This window comes from Verrucomicrobiia bacterium, from assembly GCA_035495615.1.
In the GTDB taxonomy this organism is placed as follows: domain Bacteria; phylum Omnitrophota; class Omnitrophia; order Omnitrophales; family Aquincolibacteriaceae; genus DATJFP01.
Genome location: DATJFP010000084.1, coordinates 15,800 through 42,480, shown reverse-complemented (window position 1 = coordinate 42,480; position 26,681 = coordinate 15,800). Strand labels below are relative to the sequence as shown.

Annotated in this window: 6 protein-coding genes; 1 reads left to right on the top strand and 5 read right to left on the bottom strand. The window is 59.6% G+C overall.

The genetic code is table 11. The annotated features are described in order from the left end of the window. Positions 1 to 23 precede the first annotated feature (23 nt). Both VL688_10825 and VL688_10820 read right to left on the bottom strand, forming a co-directional pair. The gene (locus VL688_10825) at positions 24 to 21,758 is read right to left on the bottom strand and encodes a 4-alpha-glucanotransferase (GenBank protein HTL48539.1); all 21,735 of its coding nucleotides are present in this window, start codon (positions 21,756 to 21,758) and stop codon (positions 24 to 26) included. Positions 21,759 to 22,072: 314 nt separating this feature from the next. Further along, positions 22,073 to 22,393, bottom strand: coding sequence for a helix-hairpin-helix domain-containing protein (locus tag VL688_10820; protein ID HTL48538.1), 321 nt, complete (start codon positions 22,391 to 22,393; stop codon positions 22,073 to 22,075). 151 nt (positions 22,394 to 22,544) lie between these two features. Between VL688_10820 and VL688_10815 the strand changes: the two genes are divergently transcribed. Beyond that, positions 22,545 to 23,102 carry an XRE family transcriptional regulator gene (locus VL688_10815; GenBank protein ID HTL48537.1) on the top strand — a complete coding sequence of 186 codons (558 nt, stop codon included), beginning with the start codon at positions 22,545 to 22,547 and terminating at the stop codon, positions 23,100 to 23,102. Positions 23,103 to 23,147: 45 nt separating this feature from the next. Here the strand turns inward: VL688_10815 and cutA are convergent, their stop codons facing one another. The 3 genes from cutA to uvrA form a co-directional block, all read right to left on the bottom strand. Next, positions 23,148 to 23,483, bottom strand: coding sequence for a divalent-cation tolerance protein CutA (gene cutA / locus VL688_10810; protein HTL48536.1), 336 nt, complete (start codon positions 23,481 to 23,483; stop codon positions 23,148 to 23,150). Positions 23,484 to 23,489: 6 nt separating this feature from the next. Continuing rightward, positions 23,490 to 23,708 carry a winged helix-turn-helix domain-containing protein gene (locus VL688_10805; GenBank protein HTL48535.1) on the bottom strand — a complete coding sequence of 73 codons (219 nt, stop codon included), beginning with the start codon at positions 23,706 to 23,708 and terminating at the stop codon, positions 23,490 to 23,492. A 122-nt stretch (positions 23,709 to 23,830) separates the two neighbouring features. After that, a complete protein-coding gene (uvrA, locus tag VL688_10800) occupies positions 23,831 to 26,626 on the bottom strand; it encodes an excinuclease ABC subunit UvrA (GenBank protein ID HTL48534.1) in 2,796 nt (931 codons plus the stop codon). Positions 26,627 to 26,681 lie beyond the last annotated feature (55 nt).

The window sequence follows — 26,681 nt, the reverse complement described above, 5'->3', positions numbered from 1 at the left end:
GGAGCAGCGGGTTCAGGCGCTCGTTATGCCGCGCTGGAGATCTGTTCGCGGGCCGCGAGGTAACGGCTCAGTGAATCGGAAAGAAGCGCGCTTTTGGAAGGCGCCAGAAAACCGCCCGCGCCCTGGGTGTAGTCGATGCCCACTTTGGTGAGGAATTCGCCGACGACTTTGGCCGTCTCGGCGGGCGTGACGTGATCCAGCGAATCCTGCAATTCTTCCGCGGCCAAAAGTTCGAGCTGCGTGAGGTTCGAGAGATAACGCACTTTGTCTGGCTCGCCCAGCGAACGGATGTCGTCCGCGGCCAGGAGAAAACCCGGGATGCTGGCGTCCAGCGCGTCTTCTTCCCCAGGCGCAGCCAGGAACGATACAGCCGCGGCCCTGGATTTCAGACGGTTGGCGACCACGCTCTCCTGCTGCAGCCGCACGTTGAAAATGTTCTGGGCTCGGGCCTGATGCAGGGCTTCGTACGTGTAAAACTTGGCTTTCAGCTCGCGCGCGCCGTCGCCGGCAAAATAAATCGCGGGCGCGGTCGTGCCGGCCGCTTCCGAGCCTCTCAAAATCAGGTTGAAAAACTCCTGAAGGGCCGCGTCCGAAATTTCGAGGAACGCGCGGGCCGGGAGCACGACATGCGCGCCCTGGCGGAAAAGCTTCGCGTAGCCCGCGGCGATCTCATCTTTTTCGGCCCGGTCCATGTTGAGCGGCTGTTTTTCCGCGGCGATGCGTGCCGCGAAAATTTCCTGGAAGAGGCGGCCCGCGTAAAGCACCTGGAAAATTTCATGCGTCATGTTTTTCGCCACGGCAAGAATACCCTGCTTGTGGCTCGCGAAATAAATTTCCGGCGTGGCCGGAGTTTCCCGCGGCGGAATGACAGCGGCAGGTGCCAGCCGGCCGGCATCCCGTAATGCCGGCACTCCGGGCCGATCTTGACGATCGTCCCTGCGAAGCTCCGCGCGAGGTTTCAATTTAATTTGGTCTTCCAGCTTGAGCCAGGCTTCTGCCCCTTCGAGGTCCCACACCACCTTCAGGGGTACTTGGAACTCGCTCTCGTCGTCGTGCTCGGCCACGGAGAACCCGCCCCGGCGGCTGGTCATGCGCCAGTCATTGCCTTCTTTACTAGCCTTGTCGCCCACGGCCGCGATCTTATCCTGGTCCAAGCCGAAATGCTCGGCGAGGAAGCGGACGGCCAGCATTTTGTCGATGCCGCGCCACTGAATGATCAGCGTGCTGCGGCTGGCCTGAACTTCGAAATTGCGGAACAGCGGCTCCGGATGCTGGTCCAAAAAGGCCTGCACGCGCCGCGCCGCGCCGTTGGCGATCACGGCTTTTTCCGTGATGTCGATCCCTGCCGGGAATTGCAGGTGGGCTTCAATACCGTAGCGTTTGAAGTTGACCGCACGATACGGACTCGGGCCTTCAGGGCTCAAGGCCTGCGCCGTTTCCCGCGCCAGCCTGTTTTTTTGTTCTTCCGTGATGACCAGATCTGCGGGCACCACACCATAGCGCTTGGCAAGATCGATCTCCACGCGGTGCGTTGCGCCTGTCGCCGCATCATAATCGTTCCAGGTCACGTAGGACGCGTTTTCGGGGAACAGAATAAGCCGCGACGCTTCCTGCGGCGTGAGCCCCGCGCGGATGCGGGCGGCCGTTCCCTCGATGTCCAGGACGTTGGCAGCGCGGAGCGTTTCGTCCGAAACAACTTCGCTGCGCGCGGTCGCTAGGGCGCGGAGATGACCAAGCCTGAGGCTCCGCTGGTAACGCTCGATGATTTCGTCTGGCACGGCCGACTTCCGGGTGATCGTGCCGTCCATGTCGTCGACCTTGGCTTCGTATTCGACTTCGAGACTCCGGGCCAGCCGCTGCTCCGCTTCGCCGCGCGTGATCGCCCGGAGCTCGGGACGGCCGATATGCCTCAGCGCGTCGAACGATTTCGCGAAATCGAGCTCGCTGATTTCGTGCACCAGCGAAACGTCCATAGTGCTGCCGGTGATCGGAATGATGACATGGCGCCCCGGATGCAGCAGGCGCGGATAAAGGCGGCCGAAGGCCTGGGCATATACCGCGTTGGTCAAAGGCAGATACGAAGCCAGTTCCGCGGGCGCGAATTTCATCTGTCCCCCGGCATCCCTATACTGGATGTAAAGGCCGCGCGCGATACGCGCCATCCGGTTGTTGTCCTGGTAAGGCACGCGCATGACCGCGTCGGCCATGTTCTGCACCATGCGGAAGGTTTCCGGTTCCGCGGTCGCCGCGATGCCGTCCACGTAGCGGAGCGCGGTCCTGTCGAAGACCGCCGTGTGCTTGGGAATGAACGAGCCGCGCGCGAGCGAATTGAAAAGGTGATCCACGCCCGGAACCTGCGTCACGAAAACCTCGATCAGCTCGTTCAGCTGCTTGGCCTGCAGGAACCCGCTGGCCAGGCCGCCCGAGCCGCCCGGAATCCAGAAGCGGACGCTCCCGAAGCTTTTTTCGCTGCGGATGAATTGGGCGAACGGCAGGAAGTCCGCCGAAGAAACGGCGTGTCCGTTCGGCGTGCCCGCCGTCTGCATGCGGTACCATTGATCGAGCGCCTCGGCCATGATCACGGAGTACGCCGCGATGCCCATGGGCGAACCGTGGCGGATGTAATGCGTCGTTTCCGGATGATGCGCCCGGTATTGTTCGACGTAAGAACTGGCGGCGCGGTATTCCGCGAAAATCGGCGCCTGGGTTTCGGCGTCGATGGCCGCTCTTCCCTCATTATTGGTTTCAACGTACCGTAAGAGTTCCTCGTCGGAGAATGCGCGCCGGACCACGACCGCGCCCAGGGCTTCCATGGCCTGCGCCTTGGCCGGGCTCACGTCAAAAGGAACAAAGATGACCGCCTTGAGGTTCTGCGCGTACGGCGCGTAACGCGGATGCTTTTTCAGGTTCTGCACCAGCTCCGCCACGGCCTTGCCTTGATTGCCCGTGGATTCAGCCATGACAATGCGCAGCGTTTTCAGCTTTTCGGGATGATCGTAAAACGCGTCGAGAAGGTCCGCGGCAAGATAAGGCTTGAACGAACCCGCGGAAAGCTCCGGCAGGTAATAAAGGTAATACTGGTTCTGGACGCCGGTCAGATGGAACATGACGTCGTCGAGATTGTTGTCGTGGATCAGCGGGATCCGGAATTTGCCATTCCGCAAGTCGTCCGCTCCGGCTTCTCCCAGCCCGGTCCAGTAATCGTTCAGCACCGTCTGCGCGCGCGCGATCATTTCCAGCGTGACTTCCGGCTGCGGCCGCAGCGGCAGATGACGCACCCAGAGATTGGCGGCGGCATCGAACGGCGCGGCAGATCGCAATTCGCCTCTCAGCCTGCGCCTTTCCTGGACTTTGGCATTGGACGGATCCAGCATCAGGATCCACTCTTCAATTTCCGTCTGACGCGCGGCGTTCGGGGCCTTGTCGTAGAAAGAAAGCCCGAGCTCGGCTTCGCGGACCGCGTCGGCCACCGCCGCCTGTTCGATGTAGACGAACGCGCGGATGATGTGGAATTCCGCGAGATTAGCCCATTCCAGCGGCTGATCCGGGAAAGCGCTCTGGGCCGCGTTGAGAAGATCATGCGCGTGCTGCGCGAGACGCGCCGGATTCCATTCCGGCGGCAGGCCCGCGGGAATTCCGGAATCGTTCAACTGGCGGATCTGTTCGACGTACCACGCGGCATTGCTGATCCCGTCGATGGGATTCAGGGCCGCCGCCGCGACTTCCGCGGCAAAACGTTTCGGAAGTGTCTCAGGTTCTTCGGCAACCGGCGTAACCGCAGTGGCCGCCGCGGCAATCGCGGCTTCCGCCTGTTCCAGCCGCGCCGGTTTTTCAACCGCCTCGCGGACTTTGAACGGCTTCAGCGGCGCGTCATTTTTGGAAATGCCGTAAGCCGGGCGCAGCGCCGCGAAGGCCGCGGCCGTCTGCTTTACGGCTTCCAGATCTGCCGCGTCCGGCGTGTCGGCGCTTTCAATGCTGTGCGCAAGAATGCCCAGCGGCTGCAGGCGGAAATCCTGATAGCCCAGAAGAGCGCGGAGCGAAGGATTCGCATCGATCCAGCGCAGGAAGTTCAGCGCCTTGTCTTTGTCCGGAACGCCGTCTGCCGAGGCAATGGCATTCGCCCATGCAAAAACCTGATCTTGAAGCGGCGAAGCCGCGAGGAACGGAACTTCCAGGAACGCGGGGCCGGCCGTCATCGTGCCGGGCTGGCCTTGCGTCTTGGAAGCCAGCGCCGCGGAGGCACCGCCGGCAAGGCGCGCGTCTTCCAGGTGCCGGCGCAGCGGATAACGCAAAAAGCTTTCGACGCCCGCGCGCACGTCCCAGGGATGGCTCTCGTCTTCGACGGCCAGCATCGCATCGAGGTCGCCCCGGCGCGCTTCGACCAGCGCCTCGGCGCCTTCCACGCCCAGAAGAACGTAGCCCATCCGCATCATATTTTTCACGATGGCTTGAAATCCCCAGGACACAAAATTGCCTTCATAAGTTTCCGGCACGAATTGGCCGGGCTTGGCTTCCAGGAAACGGTAGACCGGGGTCACACCCGGTTCGCGGAAATTCACGCCCACGACATAAAACGCAGGATAGGCCTTCCCCGTTTTGTGGTACGCGGGCGCCATTTCCACCCAGAAGGCCTCGATGTAAGGATTGTCTTTGCGGATCGCGCGCACGGTTTCGGCGAGCGCGCGGTTGAACGCGGTTTCTTCCGGTGACGCGGATTCCGTTTCTTCCCACGCACTCTGCAGCAGGAAGGAAACCGGCCGCGGCGCTTCCGAAATATTCTTGTTCTTGCGGAACGCTTCCCAGAGTTTTCCGGGATTCACGGATTCGGGCTGGCGCGCTTTTACCGTTTTGAGCTCCGCTTCTTTGGCCGCGAGCGCGTCGTACTGCGCTTTCAATTCCTTAAGCGCGGCCATGCGGGGCGTGAAGTGAAGGCCGACGGCGCTTGTGTAAAGCCGGCGGTCGAGCCTTGCCATTTCTTCCGGAATGTCCAGCAGCGGGATCTGAACCGTCGGCAGGTCGAGCCCCTGAATCACGTTGTCGCGGTTCACGGCCCCGTCTTTTTTGCGGAGCTTGTGATAACGCGCCGTGCCGAGAAGCGGGCGGTTGGCGCCGTCCACCTGGATCGTCTCGTAAATCCATTCGCCGGCCGCGGCATCGAAGAAGCGCCGGATCTTGAACGTGGCGTCGCCCGCGCCGAGATACAGAATGACGCGGTCCTGCTCGCGCTCGGCTTTTTCTTTTCCCGCGGCCTTGCGGTCTTTCAAGAAATTCTTCTGCCCCAGGCGATTGGACCGGATGAAAAGGTTGTCGAACGGTTTGATTTTTGTCTCAGAATCCGGTTCGGCATGGAAGGCATGTTCGAAAATCGCTTCGCGCACGGCTTTGTCGTCAAGCGTCGGCGCTTCTTCGGAGATCACGGTTTCCAGCGGCACGGCGATCGGGGTCACGCGCTTGGCGCGCTTGTCCAGCTTGAAGAGGCGAATTTGCAGGGTTTCTTTCTTGTCGAGCACAGGCCTTCCGCTTTCGTCCAGCTGGACAAAGGCGTAGAGATAATCGCCCAGCTTCTCATTCCACGTGCGCGTCATGGCAAAAAGGGAATTGGGTGAAAATTCCAAGTCGAAAAGGACGGGCAGCGTGCTCTTGTAGGTGACGTTGCCGGTCTGGTTCGTGCGGTAAACGACTTCGAAATCCGGAAACCCCTGGGCCTTGGTGTCCGGGGCGTCGAGCTGCGCGGCCAGAAGCGGCGTGACCGCGTCCCAGCGGGAATCCACGAGCGCGAGCGCGCGGTCCGCGTCGTTGAAAAGGCGGATCGGAGCCTTGGAGGTCACGTCGGGCCCGAGATTTCCGTTGCGCCTGAAAATAAACGTCCGCGCCAGGCCTTTTTTGTCGGCCGCGACCGGTACCAGGCGGTAGACGTAATAAAGAAGGTCCGGATCAAACTCCGCCGTGAAATCCACTTCCACGGCCTCGCGGACGCCGAGCTCGAAAATGGCGCTGGCAGCCTGGCCGGCCCGCGTGTATTTGATGGCAATGCGGCCGGCATTGTCCGTCGTGAACCGCTGGCGGATCGTCCCCCATTCGGGGCTGTCCACGGAATCGCTCAAGAACTGTTCGCGCAGGCGCGTCGTCACGTCGCGTTTCAAATTGGCGCCGGGCGTAAAAGCGATTTCCCCTCTTTCGCCTTTAGTTCTCTTCAGCTGCGTCAGCATTTCCTTGAGCTGCGCGTTCGATTTGGCCGGAGCAAGCGTGCCGGGGCTCATGGCCTGATAAAGCGCGTCCATCTTGGCCAGCCGCTTCAGCAGCGCCTGAGCGCGCGCGTACTCATGGTGTGTCTGGTATTGCAAGGCTTCGGCCTGGAGCCGCGCGAATGCTTCCGGCGCCGGCACCGAACCGCGGATCTTTTCCCAGAAAGCGGCGAATTCTTTTCTCGCGCGCCGGGCGTCGATCGACGAAGCTTCGCGCGCCGCGGTCTCTTTGAATCCCAGGCGCAGGAGCGTTTCGAATTGCTCCGGTGTTCCCTGCTGGGCCAAAGAGCGGAGCTCGGCATGACTTGTCGTCTCACCCTCTCCCTGTTCCGTTTCAGGCTCAACACCTTCCGCGGGTCCGGCGGCTTTCTTTTTCTTTTCAACTGTGCCGTAGAGCACTTCGCCGCCGATGTCATAAATGCCGAACGAAACGCTTCCGCCGAGAACGCCCTGGATGCCGTGATGCATCCAGTCCTTGGCCTTGTTTCCGATGTGGTCGCGCTTGACGATGAAAACGTCCGGATGGAAATATTGCTTTCCGGTATAAGGATGCGTGATGAGAAGCGGACGGCCTCTCCTGCCCGGGATGGCGGGACCGATGTCATAAATGAAATGGCTGCCCGCGCCCTCCAGCAGGCCCACCTGGCCTTTCCCGATCGGAACCGTGTCCGCCTCGAGACGGCTGGGCTTCACCAGCTTCCATCTTTCTTTGAGCGCGAGAACGGCCGGCGAATTGTGACTCACGTCGATAAAACGCGCCGCGTCGAGATTTTCGCTGGCGCGGACAATATCTTCAGGGCTCGGACGAGCCGCCCTTAATTCCCCGCGGAAAGCCTCGATGCCTTTCAGAAGAAAAGTTCCGAAGGCCTGGTCAAACGCTTCGGAATTCGGCAAAGGCCCGGACAACGCAAGGAAACGAATCAAAAGCGCGAGGCCTTCTTTATCCCCGGCTTCTTCCGGCTCCGTTTTCAGGAGCGCGTCGAGCACCTGATTTTCTTCTTCCGCCGGATGTTTCAATTTTCTGAGCTCCTCGTAAACCGTCTGCTCGGGCAGCCGGAGAGCTTCCGAAAGCAGGTCCTGCCAGGCCCCGTAACTCGGGAAAGACGAGCGGCCGTCGAGCTCTTTGAGCAGATGAAGAAAAGCCCTGCGCTGGGCCCCGTTGGTAATTTGCCGGTTCATGGCCTGCAGTTTGGCGAAGGCGGGCCTGAAATCCACGGCAAGGGAGCCTTCTTCCGGGGCTTCCAGGAAAGGCATGGCCAGATGATGAAGGTACGACGCGCTGTCCACGATTCCGGCAGGCCATTTCGATTCCCGGTAAAAGTGCGCGCTGCCGTGAGCGTCGACATACGCCAGTCTCAAAGCGATTTTCTGATGAAACCGGAGATCGTTTATAAACAGCGTGTCTCCGGGGCGCAGCTGAACCAGCGCCCGTCCACTTTCCGCGTCGACCTGAACGCCGCGCCAGGCGCTTTTCTGCCTTTGCACGTGAACTTCCGCGAGAGGTTTTCCGCCTTCGACCGGAAGCGCGATCAGCATTTTCGCGGTCTTGGCCGCGGCATCGGACTCGCTCAAGCCGGCATAGACGTAATAAGGCGGCAGCGTTTCTTTCAAGCCGATTCCCATCCGGGCCAGGGAGTCCTGCGGTCCGGCCATCTTGAAGAACTTGGAATCGCGGCCGCGTTCGCCCTTTGCAAAAAGGAGGCGCGTGGGATGCAGGCCGCGTTCGAACACGTTGTGGCCTTCCTGCGCCACGTCCTGCTCGGCGGCCAGGGACAAGGGAGCAGGCGGATGAAGCTCGCGGTCATATTTCTTAAGGGCCGTGAAAAATTCTTCCGGCTGCGCCGGCGTGCTGGAAACAAGCCAGCTCATCACATACTGGTAATAGAATTCCTGGAAACGGCGCATGAGCTCGGGGTCTTTGCGTTCTTCTTCGAAATTCCTGGAGTTCGAGAGGAAGTAGACGCCTTTGGGCAGCGCGTGTTCGCGGGACAAACGCTCGAGCTCCGAAATCAGATTTTCCGGCTTGAGCGACTTCCAAAAATCCAGCGCCGCCGGAATGTCCGCGCGGAGGCTGGGCACCGTCAGCTGCGCGCGCAGGCTTCCTTTGTAATCCAGCTCCCCCTGTTTCCATTCGATGCGGGAGAATTCATAGTCGAGGCGATTGCCTGAAGACGCGGAGGCGGTGGAATGAACGCCCGCCTCGCCCATGTAATGCCTGCCGCCGTGGCGCAGATAATCATAGACATTCTCTTGGTTAAGATTAGGCGTCAGCAGGCCCACCGGGACGGCGTTCTTGTCCGCGGGCTTTTCGCGGGTCAGCATGAGCTTCTTCTTTTCCGCATCGTAAGTGACCCAGGCCTTGGCGCCGAACGCGGGTTTCTGATAAGCCGTGACGGCTGCGCCATTACGCATCTTGCTGGGCAGGTTGGACCTGTCCCTGCGCTGGACCGCGCCGCCGAAAAAGGCGTCCTGCATGCTCGGCATGGTGGCAATGAAATATTCCGCGGAACCCGGACCATCCTGGACGTTCGCGATGGACAGGATGCTGGTTTTGCGCTTGAGGCCTCTCTGGACCTTCGCGCCGTTGACTTCGCGCTCGAGAAGAACGTTCATGGGGATTTCGAATTGGATTTGGCGGATGTCTTCCTGCGGCACGCCGCGCGCCATCAGCGCGTAGGCCAGATTGTTCAGGACATTCATGTCGGGAGTGTGGTGGTCGTAAATTTCGCCGGGGACGAGCACGTAAATCCCGCCGGAGCTCTGGCCTTCGAAATCCAGGAATTGGCCCGAGATCCAGAGGCCGCGTTCAAAAGCCTTGGAATATTCCCCGCCTTCGGATTTCTTCAGGACCTGGCTCACCGTTTCTTTTAATCCGGCCTCGTCGATTCTCAATTCCGGATGCGCGGGTTCGGCCGCCGGCTCCGCGGGTTTGGGCGCGAGCGCGGCCACGACTTCGCCGAGCCCGAAATTTTTCGCGAGCGGATTTGTTTCCGTGTCCTTGTGCGCGAGGACAAGATGGCCGGACTTGGTGCTGGCCGTCACGCCCTGGTCGGTCGTGTATTCGAGATGCACTTCGTAATGTTCCAGGCCGTGTTCGGCAAAGGCAGCCGCATCATCAATGACGGGCTTCCACGGCAGGCTGTACTTCAGGATGCCGGCTTCCGGCCCCTGGCCTTCGACTTTGAGAGGCACGCCGAGCGTCTGCGACGTGCCGGTGCGGACGTCCTTGATCACCAGATTGACCGCGGTCAGTTTTTCTTTGGGCGCGCGGAAATAACCGTCTACCAGGAACGGATGCGTCACATCGGGACTGGCCGGATCGAGCTGGCGGAGCTGGTAAACCGGATTGCCCATTTCGGGGTCGGCGCGAAGGTATTCGACTTCAGGCCGTACGCCCTTGGTCTTGGCTTCTTCCTGCATTTCATAACGGATTTTCTGCAATTCCTTGATCAACTTGATGACTTCAAGCGCCATGGGCACCGGCGCGGGGCCTTCATAAGCGCGGCCGGCTTCCTGCGCTTCGAGATAATCGAGAGCCGCCAGAAGATTTTCCACGCTCACATCTTTCGGAAGGCGGTTCACCCATTGCCCCATGCCCTCGCCCGGACGGTTAAGCTGGAAAAATTCGTCGAGGCCCAGCAGGTCGTTCCACATTCCGACGGCCATGGAAATATTTTCACGGCCTTCCGGCTTGTCCATGAAAAGCCATGGCGCGAACACCATGAGCAGCAGGAAACGCTGAACCTTCGGCGTCAGGCCCGTAAGGTCCGCCTCTTCGACGTCCCAGGAAAAGCCCCAATCCTTCATGATTTTTTCAAGGCGCGCGAGATGCGGACGCGGGCGCGTCAGGATTTCGCCGAGAATGGTTTCTTTTTCTTTGCGCGAGACTTCTTTTTCCCAGCGGTCTTTCAAACTGACCGAGTCGTGCAGGCCGAACGTCAGGTATGCGGCGTTGATGATGGAATTCGGATGGTACAGCGTGAAATCGGCCGACGGGTCCAGGCCCCAGATGATCGGCACGTACGCGTATGCGCCGGCCAGGCGGTTCACGGAAGCCGCGATTTTCGGCGGCACCACGCCCAGCACTTCCCAGATCATCACCGTGCCTTTTTCCTGCGACATGCGCAGAAGGTCGGAGAGCACGGTCTCGGCATTCGGAACGAGTTTGAAATAACCGAAGGTTAGACGGTCGTCTTTCTGCAGGCTGCTGCCGCCGTCTTTGGGGAACAGATAATTTTCGACGAATTTAAGATAGGGGTCCTTGCCTTTCGGCTTGCTGCGGTCCGCGCCCATGTGCAGCGGCGTGTATTTTTCGGAGGTCTTGGGTTCGGCGCGGTATTCGCCTTTCCAGAACCCCCGTTCGGCCAGCTCTTTCGTCGTGCGGCGCACCAGCACATCGCGGAACGCGCCCATGAGCGATGCCACTTTCGAATCCAAGGTGTCATCTTTCGGAGGAATACCGCCGTGAAGACCGCGGCGGATGTCTTCTACCTTATTGCGGAAATCACGCTCGAAGTCCGCCAGCAGGGCCTCGGGCCGAAAGTTTCCGTCTCGCATGATGGCGGCTTCGTGAGCATCGAGAAGGACCCGGAAGTGGGTGGTCATGGAATCATGGAAAAAATGCCCCTGGAGTTCCGGAAAGATATCCCGCTTTTCGTAAAGCTCCCTGAGGAAAAGCCCGGCCAGGGTTTCCGGTTTGAACTTGTTCTTCTTGTCGAAGACGGGATCGAGCTCGTCTTCAGGCTGGCGGCGAAAGATAAGGAGCATATTGTCCTGCGCGATGTTGCCGTCGTCGTCGAAGAGGAGTTCGAGCGCATCGCCCGGGAACGCCTTCAAGGCTTCACGCAGCGCGGGTTCGAGCGAGGGGTCCACACCTTCCGGCATCACGCCCGTGCGTTTGAGCTCGCGCAGCTGGCGCAGGCGGTCCGTGATCCACGACATGGCCCTTTGCGCGGCCGCCGTTTTCGACTCGGCATCGGTATATCCTTCCGCGCGAATCCTTTCGAGTTTGTCGTAAAGCCCGAGCTTTTCGAGCGTCATGGTCATGCCCGTGTCTTCGGTGAAGAAATACTGCCGGTAGAAACCGAGCACGTGGTCGAGCCGGATGTAATCGGCGCGGCCCTGGTTGAACGCATAGAGTTCGCGGATGTATTTATAAGTCGCGGGGTTCGTGAAGTCGTACGGGAAGAACTGCCAGTACTGGCCGTATTCCGAGAACGGGTCCGCGGGCACGCCCTGGCTGACCTGGCGGCGGAAATTGTTTTCCTTCTTCAGCCCGAAAACTTCCGGCTGCAGCCACACGTCCGCGCCGTCCTGCGCGAGCGGGATGTCGAGCATGAGGGAGATGTTGTTCTGGCGCGCGAATTCCTTGAGCTGCTTGAACTGGCGGTCGGCGATGAATTGCACGAAGGCCTGGAACTGGATCTTGTCTTTGCGCTCGTCCTTGAGCCGCTTCATGACCGCGGGATCGCGGCTGCGGATTTCTTCCGGCCACTCGCGCCAGTCCCAGCCCTTGCCCGGCTCCGAGATGGAAAATTCCTTGAGAAGCTCCTGGTACAAGAGATGGTCTTCGAGCCATGCGGCATTGGCGGTCTTGAAGGCCTCGAATTCGGCGAGAAGCCCCTGGTTTTCGGCGCCGCCCTGGCGGACCTGGTCCCAAATCGTCTCGATGGCGTCGAGCTTCAGCTGCGTGATGACGTCGGTCTGTTTCGCGGGATCGAACGTGTCGTCCACCTGCTGGCGCGCATTCAGGCGGTCGATCTCGGCCTGCATGCGCGCGATAAAAGCATCCGCGCCCGGCACCGTAATGCCGAAAGTCTTGAGGATGTCTTCCAAAAATCCCGGCACGCCGATGTTGCGCGGGTCGAGAAGGCGCGAGCTGCGCGGCGAATAAGGAGAATTGAAAGCCTTCGGCTGGTTAAGCGGCAGCACCTGCTTGACGCGCTGGCCGAGGCGGGCGCCGAGCACGATCTCTTCCATCATGCTGATAAAGTCCTGGATGCCCCAGTCTTTTTTGGAGCGCATCTGCTGGAACGGGCTGAACGTGCCGTCGATCATTTTTCCCGCGAGGACAGGCGCGATCAATTCGCGCAGTTCCGGACGCAGCGTGCTTTCCGTGCTTCCGATCAGCCGGAGCATGCGGGTCTCAGCCGCGCGGCCAGGGGCGCCGAAACGACGCAGGATGTTGGCCTCGGCTTCAAGCGAACTGGAACGCGCCCTGAAATAAGCGATCGGCCGCTGTTTGCGGTTGCTCTCTTCGGCAAGCTCGGCGATTCTGTTCGTGAGGCTTTTTTCGTCGAGGGCAAGCTCGGCTTCGTCCAGCTTTGCCTTGAATTCGGCAAGTGTGTCGTCATGCGTTCCCAGGGCCGCGAGCAAGTCCCAGTCCCTGCGGAATCCCGTGATGCTGTCTTTGAGCGCCGCGCCTCTTCCCGTCAACGCGGGAATCGCCTCGCGGACTTTCGGCAGGCCTTCTTCGATGCGCGCGCCGGCCTCGTTGCGCGCGGCCGTACGGCGTACCACGATTTTATTTTCCGGCTCGAGGGCCTCGACCTGGTTTTCCAGCTCGACTTCCCGGAGCGGGTCTCGTTTTTCCAGCTTTTCCATGGCTTCGAGCGCGAGTTCATATTCCCACGCCACCGCATCGTCCGCGGCGCCCTTGTGTTCCCAGGTGTATTTTCTCTCCAGCAGCAGGACTTCCGCGGCAAAAAGATGAAAGTCCACGGCCTGCGGCGGTGTCATGGCTTCGTAGCCGTCGGCATCCACGGCCTCGGTCAAAAGATTGAGCACGTGTTCGATCAGGTCCTTGTCCGCTTTCGGGGCATCTTCATGTTTGCCGGTGTAGGCCTCGAGAGGCTTGAGACGGCCGCGGTAACCGGACAGCAGTTCGAGAGCTTTCGGCGTGTTGCGGTGGGCCAGCGCGCGCTCGATTTCATATCGATAATAAGTTTCTTCCGGCGGCGTCAGCGGTTCGGCGGCATGCGTTTCATTGAAGCGGTCATGGATTTCCGCCGCCTTGGCAAGTCCGGCCTGGATTTCGGCGGTCTCTTTGGCGTCATAAGCGGCGTCGAGATAATGGAACATCAGCGCCTTTTCGGCCGCGCGGTCCAGCGCCACCAGTTTCTGCGCGAGAGGATGCTTTGAATCGAAAACGCCGATGCGGGCGGCAAGGTCCGCTTCCGCGGGGAGGTCGCGAGGGTCGAGCGTCTTCATGATTTCAAGGGCCGCGGCAAATTGGGCCGCGACGGCTTTGGCGTCTCCGCCCGTCGCCAGCAGAATGCCCGCGCGCTGGATGTGCCAGCGGATTTGTTCCTGCGGCGGCAGAAGGTCCGGCGAAGCAAGGTCCGCAACGGCCGCGGCCTGTGACAGATAAGGCGTGACAAGCGCGGCCGCGACGTGCGGGCGTCCGGCCACGTCCGCGATTGCGGCCGAAAATTCAGCCTGGCGGCGAAGGACTTCGTATCGCTCTTCCGCGGCCCGTTTTGCGGTTTGATACGCGGCTTCTTCAGGATTCGTCAGCGGATTCCGGTCATGGCGTTCCTTGAAGGCGCCATGAACCAGCGCCGCGCGGGCGATGAGGCCCGGGATCGCTTCCCGGTCCGCGGTCTTCGCTTCGGCCAAAGCCTGCGTCATGTCGTGAAGATCCGCGGCGCGGGCGCGCTGCTCTTCATCCTTGCGGCGCACGACAACGGAATTTTCCGTGTCCAGCTTTTCAATCCGGTCTTCAAGCGCGTACTCGGCGGGCTTATCGCGCGGCTCCGCTTTTTCCAGAAGCTCGAGCGCGCCGGCGAGCTCGGCGGCAATCTGCGGCTTTCCAGCTCCGGACAACTCGAGCGCTTCGGCGCCCCAGAAATAAAAATCCATTTTTTGCGCGCGCGGCAGCGACGCAAAATCCGGCGCGGCTTTTCCGGCTTGCACAAGCGCCGTGAAATGCGGCAGCGTCCCGGCCTGCGGTTCTTTTTCTTTGATCATCATCGCGTAACCGCCCGTGATCAGTTCACGCGCGCGCGCGGCGGATTTGGAGGCTTCCGCCACCTCGCCTTCCAGCTTCTTTTTGAGTTCGAGCTGCGAGAGATGGTCGCGGGCCTGGGTCAGCGCGGCTTGATAGGCGTCTTTTTCCCCGGGCTGGAGCTTCAGGCGGTCATGTTTGGAATCGAAGGCATTGTAAATTTTGGACGCCTGCGCAATCAGCGGAGGAATGGCCTCGGGATCCGCGGCGGACCTCGCTTGTTCCAGTTTTCGCATGAGGGCGTCGAGGTCTGCCTGTCTCGCGGACTGTTCTTCGGCTTTCAGGCGTGCGACCACGGCATTTTCGGGATCCAGCGCAAGCACGCGCGCCTCGAGCTCGTGCTCCGCGGATTTGCTGCGCGGGTGCAGGTGTTCCATCAGTTCGAGAGCGGACGCAAGCTCCGCCGCAATTTCCACGGCCGGCGCGGACAAGAGTTCGAGGGCTTTGGCCCCGAGCATGAGCAGGTCGATCCGGTGCGAGGGAGAGATCTCGGAAAAGTCCGGGGCCCCTTTGGCCGCCCGCACGATCGCCAGCAAATGCCGCGCGGCACCGGTGTCGGCCGCGATCTCTTCGAGCAGGCGCGGCCTTGCATTGATCATTTCATAAGCGGCACCGGCGCTCTCACGGGCCGCGGCGATTTCATCCTCCAGCTTTTTCTTGGCGGCCAGGGCGTCGCGCTTCGCGCGGGCGGACGGCAGCGCTTCTTCGTAAGCACGGGTTTCGTCGACGGTCAGGGGCTTGTCCGGATGGGCTCCGTTGAAACCGGCATAGAGCGCTTCGGCTTCGCGCAAGGCGGCATCCGACGCTTCGAATTGTTCCGCTTCCGCGGCATCGCGGAGCTTTTTCAGGGTGAGGGCCAAAGCTTCGACGCGGGCTGCGCGCCGGTTCGCTTCGCCTTCCTCGAGTTCCCGGATTTTCCGTTCCGCGGCCGCGCGGGAGCTCTCATAAATGGCCGCGGCATCGCCGTCCGGATTGATCGCCTGCTTGAGCGCTTCGGCCTTTTCGTAGTCAGCGCGCGCCTGCTCGCTTTTCGGCGCGGAGAGAATGCTTCCGAGAAGCCCGATGGCTTCGGTCATGGCCGAGCTTTTTACGTTTTCGCGAAAAGCGAGGAGCATTTGCTGCGGCTCGCCTTCCGGCAATTCCGCCGCAAATTCCCCGCTCTGGCGCAGGGCTTCCGCGAAAGCCTTCCGTTCCGCCAACAGGCGGAGCGCGACGAGCGTTTCATAATAAAAGAGTTCCGGGTCTTCGCCGATCTCTTCGTCGAAAATGCCGAGCATCGCCATGTAGGACGCATCGAAATTATCCGCGGAACTGAAATCAAAAAAGAGCGGCGTCGAGCCGAGGGCCCTGCGTTTTTCGAGCGCGCGCGTCAGAATGTCGCCGCGTTTGACGTTCAGCGGTTCTTTGAATCCCTTTTCGATGATGGCCTGCTGCTCCGCGATTTCGCGGACTTTGCGGTCTCGGTCCCGGCCCGGCGCCATGGCTGCCGGCGTGAAGCCCGTCATGTCCTGTCCGAGGGCGCCCTTGATGGCCGTGAGAAGAGCCGCCTGAAGATCTTCGATCTTCGTCTGGCGGATATTGGCCTTCCTGAAAATTTCGCCCAGCACTGCGTAGCCGAGTTCCGCGGCGAGCCTTGCTTTGATCTCCCTGTTGTCCTCTTCGACGCGCAGTTCCGGTTTGTTCAAAGCGGGCAGAACGACGTCACCGCCGATTTTTTCCAGCCGGGCGATATAGGCGGGCAGATCGTGCGCGCTGATGAGCCATTTCCCCTGCTTCCTGAAAATCATCAGCCGGGCCAGCGCGGCCGTGAGCGGATTTTTCAGCATTTCCCGGAAAACGGGTTTGTCGATGAGCGCCCTCCGCTTCATGGCGCCTTCGGCCATGATCGCGAAAACGTCGCCCCAGCTTCTGTAAAAGTCGACATGTTCCTGGACTTCGCGGGACGTGTGTTCAGGAACCTTGTTCAGGCTGCGGATGGCCAGGCCCGACGACAGTCCGAACATGAAAGAGTGCTCGGTCGCATACTGCTCCGCCTTGCTGCGGCTCATCGCGCGCGAAAGCCGGGCAATCGTGTCCGGATAATAAGGAGCCGTGTAGAGTCCGGCGGCAACCATCCGCTGCTGGCCCGCGAGACGCACGAGCTGCACGGTCTTCCGCTGTTTTTCTCCGGCCTCATCCCCTGCCTGGAAGGCCAGGGCACGGACCTGATCCGCGTCGTATTCGAAGCTGTCCAGCGATTCGCCGTCGCGCGGGTCCATCGGGAAGTATTGTTTGGTGATCGCCACGGCAATCTTGGAAACCATTTCGTCGGTCACGGAATCTTTCACGGGATGTTCGAACTCGATCACGAGTCCCGGCGGATTATTCTCCCTCGGCTCGATAAAAGTTACGCTTTTGACGCCCTGCCTGAGGCCGCGGAAAATCTCGAGGAGGTCGATCGTCGATCCAAAGCCGGCGCGGCGCAGGGCCAGCATGAAAGGAACGTGCAGTCCGTCCGGCGACTGGGAAAGGGCCGTCACGTCCATGTTGCCGCCATAATAGAGGTAGCCATTGTCTTTGTTTTTCTTGATGAAAAAGCCGCGAAGCGTTTCATAGAGATCGTCGACCGAAGCTCCCGGAGCAGAAGCGCGCTCAGGCGCCGGCGCCGCGAGCTGCGCATCCACGGCCCGGCCCGCGAAAACTCTCGCCATCCCGACCGCGAACATCAGGAGTGTTTTGGAAGGCTGCAGAGAAATATGTTCGAGCGAGCCGTGCTCGTCCGTTTTCTTGCCGTAATGCTTGACCTGGTCGAGGAAGTCTTTGCCCTGGAGCTGCTGGACCCGCGTTTTGGTGTCCGGAGCTGTATTGAAGGCCTTGCGCACGGCTTCGAAAACTTCCAGCTCGAAATCCGTGGGCTGGGATTCGCCGTTCTTGAGGAAGTAATTGAAAAATTCGCGGTGCAGCGCAGGCGTTCCCGCGTCTTTGGCCGCGATCTGGCGGATAATCCGCACGATCAGGTTTTTCAGATAAGGCGAAGGTCCTTCGATCGCGAGGAAGGCCTCTTCGGGCGTCTGCGCTTCCGCGGCGCGGGTGCGGATCGACGCCGCGAGAGGCTCACGCAAAGCGGGATAGTCATTCAAAACTGCAAGGTCATCCGCGAACCGGCTGCCGAGTTCCGCCGGCTTGCCCTCGTCCGCGCCGATTTTTTCCGCGACGGCCGCCTGAAAACGTCCGGCCAGTGCATCTTTCGCCGCTTCCAGTTTCTGGCGCCACGGGTCCTGCGCTTCGAGCGGGGTCAAGACGGCCGCCGTCCGGGTCATCAAAGGCGCAACGATCTCGCGCGCGGGAACTTCGATCTGGGAGTACTCTTCCAAAAGAGCGAAGGCCTTTTCAACAGTTTGGAGATAAGACAGGAACGTTTCGACCGGCGCACGAAAGGTCCCGAGCGCTGCCGCCGGCAGGATGCCGGACACGGGATCGAGCTGCGCGCGGAAGCCCGCGATTTTTTCCGCGAAAGCGGCCTTCGCTTCCGTGGGATTCAGGGCCGCCGCGGCATTGAGGTCCGCGCGGAATCCTTTGAGCAGCGATGCGACCTGGTCCGGAAGATGTGCCTGGAGTTCTGAAACGGCCGCATTAACACTTCCCAAAGAAGGATGTCCGGCCATCTGCGGAAGCACGTCCGCGGCCTCGACAAGAAGTTTGGCCGTTTCCGCCGCGGTCTGGGCCTGGGACACGCCGGCAATGATCTTCGCCGCCTGCGCCGCGATGCCGGAATGTTTCGCGCGCTCTTCGATCTTCTGCTTGAGCTGTTCGAGCGCCCGCCTTTCGTGATCGGAAATCAACGGATGCTCCGCGAGTCCGAGGTAGCCGTTGACGATTTCCAGGGCCTGCGCATCGCGCCCGGTTTCATAATGCTCACGTGCCGCGATCAGGTCGTCCTGATAAGACTGGAACATGGCCACGAATTCCATTTTTTGACGGATCAGCTGAGGCAGGCCGAGCCGTTTCATGTTCTCCAGGAATTCACGCACCTTTTTCGTATAGTCGTCTTTTCCTTTTTTACGCAGGCCGATTTCGCCGGCGAGGTTCTGTTCCGTCAGGGTCTTCAGGGGCGCCGGAAGCTCTTCGGGATAAACGTAGCGGCTCTGCATGGTCATGGCCTGGGAAAGGGCCCAGAGATCGAAGACCTGCGGGCCGTCGGCGGTGAGCGCTTCCAGGAATTGCATCTGGCTGTGCGAAAATCCGGACACGTAATCCTCGTACGCGAGACCGCGCGACAAGATCGCAACGCGGCTGCCGGCCAGGAAGGCTTTCCAGTAAGCTTCCGAGCGGTTGTTCAAGGCCGTCCAGATCAGGGGCTTCTGGTTTTTAAAGAAAGTCTCGATGTGAAACGTTTCGTAAAACAGCCGGTACATGATTTCGAACTTCAGGCTGTCTTTCAGGGCCTGGGCCACGGCCTTGTCGAGCGGGTCCTCGCTCTCCGGCTTGATTTCGTCCTGCACCGTTTTCAGGGCTTCGAGAACTTTTTTGTATTTGTCGTTATTGCGCAGCTCTTTCAGGGCCTCCAGGTAGTCTTTGAACTTGTCATCGGGAACGATCAGGCCTTCGGTCGTGTACAGGACGGACAGCGAAATCATCGGGGCGAGAAGGTCCCGCTCGAGGACCGACTGCGCGAGCTCGGGATAAGAAAGGAAAAGGATCGTGCTGCGGCGCACCTGCGTCGCCATGTACTCATCCTGCTTTTCAAACCCCTCTTCCGACGTCTTGCCCACGCCCAGCGTCATGTAAAAGTCCGTCCGTTCACGAGAGAGGACCGTCATATCACGGTAGCGCCGGTAAAACTGCGCAAGGGCTTCGGTTTCTTCGGGGCTGCGTCCGGTAAATTCCGCATAACGCCGCACTTCGGGGTCGGTCGTGCCGACGGTCCAGCGGTCCTGGAACAGCATGCGGTTTCCGGCCGCGAGCTCCCTCAGGCGTCCGATTTTTTCTGTCCTGGCTTCAGGGCTTTCCTCGCCCGTGATCTCGAGCGCGTGAAGTTCGTCCCGGCTGAAAACAAAATTCCCGCGGACGAATTCTTCGGTCAGTTCATTTTCTTCGGGCTGCACCGGAAGCGGCTTCTGCAGGATGGAGGCGCGGATGAACCGGCTCGGAACGCCCATGGCATTCGTGAGAAGGGAAAATTCGATCAAGAGATACGGAGGATAACCTTCCGGGCCTTGTTTCACCGTTACTTTGCGGATGGGATTCGAACGCATCCACCCCATGGGATTTCCGGGTTCGAGGAGCGTGGGCACGAGTTCCGGTTCGAAAAGAGGAAGAAAATTTTCCGTGGTATGTGCCGGCGCGAACCCCGCATGGCGCAGGACGAGCGCAAGTTCCGGCGAAAACGGATTGTCCGGATTTTCAGGACTGTCGGCGGCTTGCAGCCCCACATTGATCTTGCCGGTGATGCCCGCGTAATTGCCGGCCTTTTCTTTCGTACGGAAAAATTCCGCGGTCTGCGCTGCGGAAGAAGCCATCGTCGCATCGGCCCGGACCGGCGCCTGGGGTTTTTGGTCTTCGCGCTGCGAAACGATCACGCGGTGAATGGCCGCGAAATACTGAAGAAGATAGGCCTTCGCAAGTCCGTCGCGGTCGTTATTTTCAATCATGTCCTGTAGCAGGTTGTAAGGATTTCTCTGGAGGTTCTGCTTGACGATCGCGACGGCCGCACGCTCTTCTTCCGTTAATGCGGAGGCCGCGTCCTTGTCGTCTTCGGAGGGAAAATGGACTTCGATGAGGTCGTACATGGCCTTAGCCCAATCTCTCGTGTCCCATCGCGCGGTCTGCGCGTCGTCCAGAATCCTGGCCAAGAGCTTCGCGTGCTGGCCGGCGCGCATTTCGGCGCGGGACGCAGCGCCCGCGGCATAGGCGGGCATCAGATTCCCGTTTCTTGCACGGCCCCACGCGGCCGCATCGCGAAGAAGCGCTTCGCGGCGGTTCAGGGTAAGGCCCCACCCCTTCCATTGCGCGCGGGAATTAAGGAAGTTCGCCAGGCGGGTCGTGGATGCCATGAGCGGCGTCTTGGAGACCGCGTCCGTCATGGAATCCTGATAAACAGGTTCTTCGGCCAGCTCGTTCATGCGCGGGCGCAGGATGGCGTATGAAACGCCGTGCTCCCGCAGCAATGACCGAACGCCGTTCGTATGGAAACCGCCCGTGACCAGGACGGACGTCTTGAATTTCGATTCTTTTTTCTGCCGCAGAAAATTGTCGATCATCCGGCCGTCGCGTTCCCGGGCCTGTTCGTAAAAAGAAACGGCATTGCGATAAATTGCGGCCATGTCTTGCGGGAGGCCGGCGCGGAGCGGGCCGTCTTTCTGCTTTAGCGCGTCGAATTCCTCGGGCGCGAGCGTGAGGGTGAAAAGTTTTTTCAGCAGCAGCTGGTTGCGGAAGCCTTCGATGACGGCCGTTTCCTGGCCGCCGGCAGCAAGTTTAGCCAGGATCTTGTCGCGGAGGGCATCGATTTCCTTGAAGAGGTCGGTGGAATCGATTTCGGATTCCAGGATGCGGAAGCCTTCATAAAGCGCCAGCGCGGGATAATCCTTGAAATCAAATCCCGAAGGCGCGGCCGTCTTGTAGAAATCTTCCCAGAAGGCGCGTTGCGTTTTCCACGGCGCCGGGATTTCCGGATTTTTGCCCGCGGCATCGAGCGTTTCGAGCATCGCGGCGTAACCGTCCGGCAGTTTCTTTTCGCGCGTCCAGCGGAGAAGCGCCTGCCGTTCCTGCGAGGCGCGCGCGCGGTCGACTTTCGGTTCTCGGGACCAGAGCTCGAAAAGCCGGACCAGCATGGGCCATTCGATCTGGGACCGGGGATCTTTCAAATCGACTTCGAGATGACGGAGCGCCTGAACTGCGAGCGTCTGAAGGTAGGAAGGCAGCGACATTTCATTTTTTTCGTACGCGACCCATTCCTTGAAAAGCTTGTATAGGGCGGGCGAAAGGACGAGCGAGGCTTTGCGGTCGATTTCGGCAAGCTGCCGGTCGAGGCAGCGGTGCGTGAGGTCTTGCTGCGCGAGGACTTCGCGGTACGAGAGGACATTGCGGACATACAGCCCGGCTTCTTCGAGCCCGTAGGCCGCGGGCTTTCCTTCTTTGCGCTGCTTCGAGAGAAAAATTTCAGGGCCGCCGATTTCTCCTTTTTTCAGCAGCGCATCAAGAACCCGGCGGTTCAAATCTTCTTCCCGAAAAATTCGCAGGAGACTTGTGTCGAGAGGACCGACGCCGCCTTCGATGAAGACGCTGTCGATTCCGGCTTTATCGCGCAGGTATTGCAGGATGCCGGCAACGTTGTGCTGCGCCTGTTCCTGTCCGTGCGCGTCCTGAACCAGGTAAACCGAAGGCACCGGCGCGGCTTCGCGTGAAAATTGCGGCGAGATCCAGAGCTCTTCGACAGTTCCCATTTCCGACGGCATTTCCTTGCCCGTCAAAAATGAAGCTGCGATTTCTTTCGGAAGCTCGGGCGTGAAAACGTGCGCCATCTGAGCCATCGAACTTTGTTCAGCGACCAAACAAAGTGACGTGAGAAAGGCCACGACTTTTATGAAATACTTTGATTTCATGTTCCGCCGAGTTTTAGGGAATGGACTTCGGGAGAAAATTTGTCCCTAGAAGATACGTAGTTCACCCGGCAAATTCAAGGAGCTAAATAAGGATTTAAAAGCAATAATCAAAGTCAAAATATTTTTTTCTCAGGAAGGCGATTAAACGCGATTAAACTTTCGGATGTTAGCTAATGACAAAAAAAGAATCCCTCTTCCTTACGGAAGAGGGATTCGCCTGTTCTTTCAAATGCCGGGTGAAGTTACAGAGTCACTTCGGATTTGATTTTTTCCAGCTTCACCTGGCCGATGCCCCGCACCGAAAGAAGCTCGTCCACGCTTTTGAAAGCGCCGTGCTCTTCCCGGTACGAAACAATGCGGCTGGCGAGTTCGGGACCAATGCCCTTGATCCTCTCCAGGTCCTTGGCGTCTGCCGTATTCACGTTGACGGGCCCGGCAGCCTGCGCCTGGACCTGGACTTCACCGGCCTTGGGAGCCGCGTGCACAAAAGGATTCCAGGCCGTTCCAAAAAACAAAAAAGCCAGGACAAACAACCCGGCGGATTTCTTTGAAGCAGTTTTCATGGTAATTTCCTCCTTGGAAATGTTGAAAGTGCAAGAAGCTTATGAGGATTATGGATATTTGTCAATAAAAATTTGATTTAAATGAAAATTTGATTAATTTTCTATCATATTGTTATTGCCTGCCCTTTTCTTTTTCATTACCATGGAGGGCATGATTAAAAATCTCGGGCAGAAAATCAGACAGATCCGCAAGACGAAGAGCATCACGCTCGTGGAAATGGCGGAGAAAACCGGCGTGGCGCAGGCGACGCTGTCGCGCATCGAAACCGGCACCATGACCGGCACGCTGGAAAGCCACGAAAAAATTGCGGAAGTGCTCGGCATCGGTCTTGCGGAATTGTATTCCGGCATGGACAAACGGTATGAAGAAGTCGTTCACACGACCTCCGCGGCCGAACGCAAAGTCACCCATCATTCGCATCAGGTCCAGGTCGAACTTCTCACTCATGAATCTTCAAAAAAGAAAATCACACCGCTCATGATCACACTGCAGGGAAAAAGTTCAATGCCCACGGAGCATAATGAGCGGGGTGTGGAAAAATTTCTTTTTGTCTTGCAGGGAGAAGTGAAGGTCACGCTCGAGAACCGGGAATACACTCTGAAAGAGAACGAAACGCTTTACTTCGACGCTTCCATTCCCCACCAGATCAGCAACGAGCAGTCGGGAAAAGCAAGGCTGCTCGCCGCGGTTTCTCCTTCAAAAATTTAGTTCCCGGTATTGGGCCACGCCTAAAGGCATGTCCCCAGTTTTCCTTCAGGAACGCTTGCGGGGCCTGACCGAGGTCTCGAGGGCGAGCCACGACAGATAATCGCGGCTGCCGCGCGTTACCGGCACGGCGATGATCTCAGGCGTCTGGTAGGAATGTTTTTTGCGGATCGCTTTTTCCAGCCGGGAAAAGCGGCTGCGGGTGGTCTTGATGATCAAAAGAAATTCACGATCGCGTCGTTTCTTCCCCTGCCAGCGGTAATGGGATTCCAGAGGGCCCGTGATGTTGACGCATGCGGCCAGGCGATCTTCCAGAAGGAAACCGGCGACCTTTCTTGCTTCAGATAGAGTGGGGGCGGTGGAAAAAACAACGAGGGCGTTCAAGAAAAATCAGGCGCGGCGCGGCTGCGCGAGGCTGGCAAGAAACCCGTTCTCCGGACCGTCAAGCGTGATGTGGCCTTCGCGGGCGAGCCATCCGAGGCTCATGAGGATGAGTTCCTTGTTCTTGCCGATGTTGCGGTTGAGCTGGTCCAAGGTCGCGGATCCGTTGTCGTCAAGATAATGCCAAATGTCGCCCGCCGTAATTCCGATCTCGGTGATGGTAATCATGCTAGCTCCTTCAATAAATTAAACTACGGAATCCGCATTTTTTAGGAATATAACAAAAGAGGACGCGGGTTTCAAACGCTTTTTAGGAAGGGCGGGCCGGGCCGGAACGTCTTTATCCCGCCTTATCTCCCTGGCTTGGCTGAGCTTAGGATGGATTTGAGGAAGGCTCCCGTGTAGGAATCACGGCAGGCGGCGATTTCCTCGGGCGAGCCCGTGGCGATGATCTGCCCCCCGCCCTTGCCCCCCTCGGGGCCGAGATCGAGGATGTAATCCGCCGTCTTGATCATGTCCAGGTTGTGCTCGATGACGACGATCGTATTGCCCTGGTCGCGCAGCCGGAAAAGCGCGGTGAGGAGATTGGCGATGTCCGCGAAATGGAGTCCCGTGGTCGGCTCGTCGAGCAGGTACAGCGTTTTGCCGCTCGAGCGCTTGGCCAATTCGTAAGCCAGCTTGATCCGCTGCGCCTCGCCTCCGGACAACGTGGTACAGGACTGCCCCAGCTTCAAATACCCCAGGCCGATCGTCTCGAGCAGGACGAGTTTGTCTTTGATCACCGCGATCTCCGAAAAAAATTCGATCGCGTCCTGGACGGTGAGGTCGAGCACTTCGGCGATGTTCTTGCCGCGGTAACGGACTTCCAGCGTGGCATCGTTGTAGCGCTTGCCGCGGCAGGTCTCGCATTGCACGTAGATGTCGGGCATGAAGCTCATCTGCAGTTTCTCAAAACCTTCCCCGCGGCAGGTCTCGCAGCGCCCACCTTTTAAATTGAAACTGAAGCGGGACGCCTCGTAACGCCGCGACCGGGATTCGTGCACCTCCGAGAAGAGTTTGCGGATCGGCGTAAAGAGGTCGGTGTACGTGGCCGGATTCGAGCGCGGCGTCCTGCCGATCGGCGACTGGTCGATGGCAATGACCTGTTCGAGGTGCTGCGCGCCCTGCAGCGACTTGAACTTCCCCACGTGATACTGCGTCTTCCAGATTCGGTTGTGGAGTTCCTTGTAAAGCGTATCGTAGATCAGCGTGCTCTTGCCGGAGCCCGACACGCCCGTGACGCAGACGAAAAGCCCGAGCGGGATGTTCACGTCTACTTTTTTCAGATTATGCTCCTCGCAGCCGCGCAGCTCCAGGCTCGGTGCGCCCTTGTAGGGCTTGCGCTGCGAGGGAACCTCGATCTTCATGTCACCCGAAAGGTATTTGGCGGTCAGGGAATTCCCGGAATCACGCAGGTTGTCCGCGGGCCCTTCGGCCACGACCTCGCCGCCGTGCCTTCCCGCGGCCGGGCCCAGGTCGATGAGATGGTCCGCGCGCCGCATGGTCTCTTCGTCATGCTCGACGACGAGCACCGTGTTCTTCAAATCGCGCAGGCGCTCGAGCGCGGTCAGCAGTTTGCTGTTGTCGCGCGGGTGCAGGCCGATGCTGGGCTCGTCCAGCACGTACAGCACTCCCGTGAGCCCCACGCCGATCTGGGCCGCGAGGCGGATGCGCTGCAATTCCCCGCCCGCAAGCGTGGCCACGGTCCGGTCCAGCGTCAAGTAGCCCAGCCCCACGTCGAAAAGGAATTTCAGCCGCTGGCGGATTTCTTTCAGGATGGGCATAGTCACGGGTTCGAGTGTTTTGGGAAATTTCAGCTTTTCGAAATACGGGACCGCTTCTTCGACCGCCTGCGCCGTGACTTCCACGATGTTCTTGCCCTGGATTTTCACGCCCAGGCTTTCCTTGCGCAGGCGCTTGCCGCCGCATTCGGAACAGGCGTCCTCCTTCAAAAAGTTCCGGACCTTGCGGCGGACTTCCTCCGAGTTGGTTTCATGGAACAGCCTCTCGAGCTCTTCGATCAGGCCGGAATGCTCGCCGTCGCCGAGAAAAAAGGCTTCGCGGGCTTCCTCCGGCCATTCCTGGAAAGGCGCGGAAGGCTCGAAATGATAAGCCTTGGTCAGATCGTAAAGAAGGTCTTCCACGAAATATTTATTGAAGGAAAAAAACAGGTCTTCGTTCAGCGCGCCGGACATGAGCGGCCGCGACGGGTCCTTGATGACGCCCTGCGTCATGAGCTGGGAATATTTTCCAAGACCTTTGCAGCGCGGGCACGCGCCGTACGGGCTGTTGAAGGAAAAAAGATTCGGCGTGAGATCGGGATAGCTCGTCTGGCACTGGGCGCAGCTGCGCTTGGTGGAGAAAAACTGCGTGGCCGGCCGTCCCGATTTTTCTACGGCGAGCACCATGGCCGCGCCGCCTGCGAGGTCCACGGCCGCCTGGATCGAGGCCAGCAGCCGGCTCGCGTTCTTGGGCTCGGCGCGCAAATGGTCCGTCAAAATCTCGATGTCGTGCCGGTGGGTCTTGCGCAGTTTGAGGTCCGGCTTCAGCGCCGTCATCTTGCCGTCGATCCTGCCTTGCGAAAAGCCGCGCTTCAGCGTGTCCTGGAAAAGCTTCTGAAATTCGCCTTTGCGGCCGCGAACGACCGGCGCGAATACCTGGATCTCCTTCCCTGCGTATTTTTCGAGAACATCACGGCTGATCTCGTCAGGCCGCTGGCTGGTCAGCGGCACGCCGCAGACGTGGCAGAAAACGTCGCCCGCCTTGGCGTACAAAAGGCGCAGGTAATCGTAGATCTCCGTCACGGTGGCCACCGTCGACCGCGGGTTGTGCGTCATGGAACGCTGTTCGATGGCAATGCTGGGCGAAAGGCCGGAGATGTAATCCACTTCGGGCTTCTTCAGCTTCTCGAGAAATTGACGCGCGTAGGACGAAAGGCTTTCGAGATACCGCCGCTGACCCTCGGCATAAATCGTGTCAAAAGCAAGCGAAGACTTTCCGGAGCCGGACAATCCCGTAAGCACGACGAGCTTGTTGCGCGGGATGTCGAGGTTCACGCCTTTCAGGTTGTGCTCACGCGCGCCGCGGATCCGGATGAAGGCATCCATAGGGCCGGACGAAATCGGCCTCGACGGCGGGAGCGGGCTTGTCTTTTGGGCATTT

Excerpts from the sequence above, each read along its gene's own strand:
- VL688_10825 (HTL48539.1), bottom strand. The coding sequence starts at position 21,758 with ATGGCTCAGATGGCGCACGTTTTCACGCCCGAGCTTCCGAAAGAAATC.
- VL688_10820 (HTL48538.1), bottom strand. The coding sequence starts at position 22,393 with ATGAAAACTGCTTCAAAGAAATCCGCCGGGTTGTTTGTCCTGGCTTTT.
- VL688_10815 (HTL48537.1), top strand. The coding sequence starts at position 22,545 with ATGATTAAAAATCTCGGGCAGAAAATCAGACAGATCCGCAAGACGAAG.
- VL688_10805 (HTL48535.1), bottom strand. The coding sequence starts at position 23,708 with ATGATTACCATCACCGAGATCGGAATTACGGCGGGCGACATTTGGCAT.
- uvrA (HTL48534.1), bottom strand. The coding sequence starts at position 26,626 with ATGGATGCCTTCATCCGGATCCGCGGCGCGCGTGAGCACAACCTGAAA.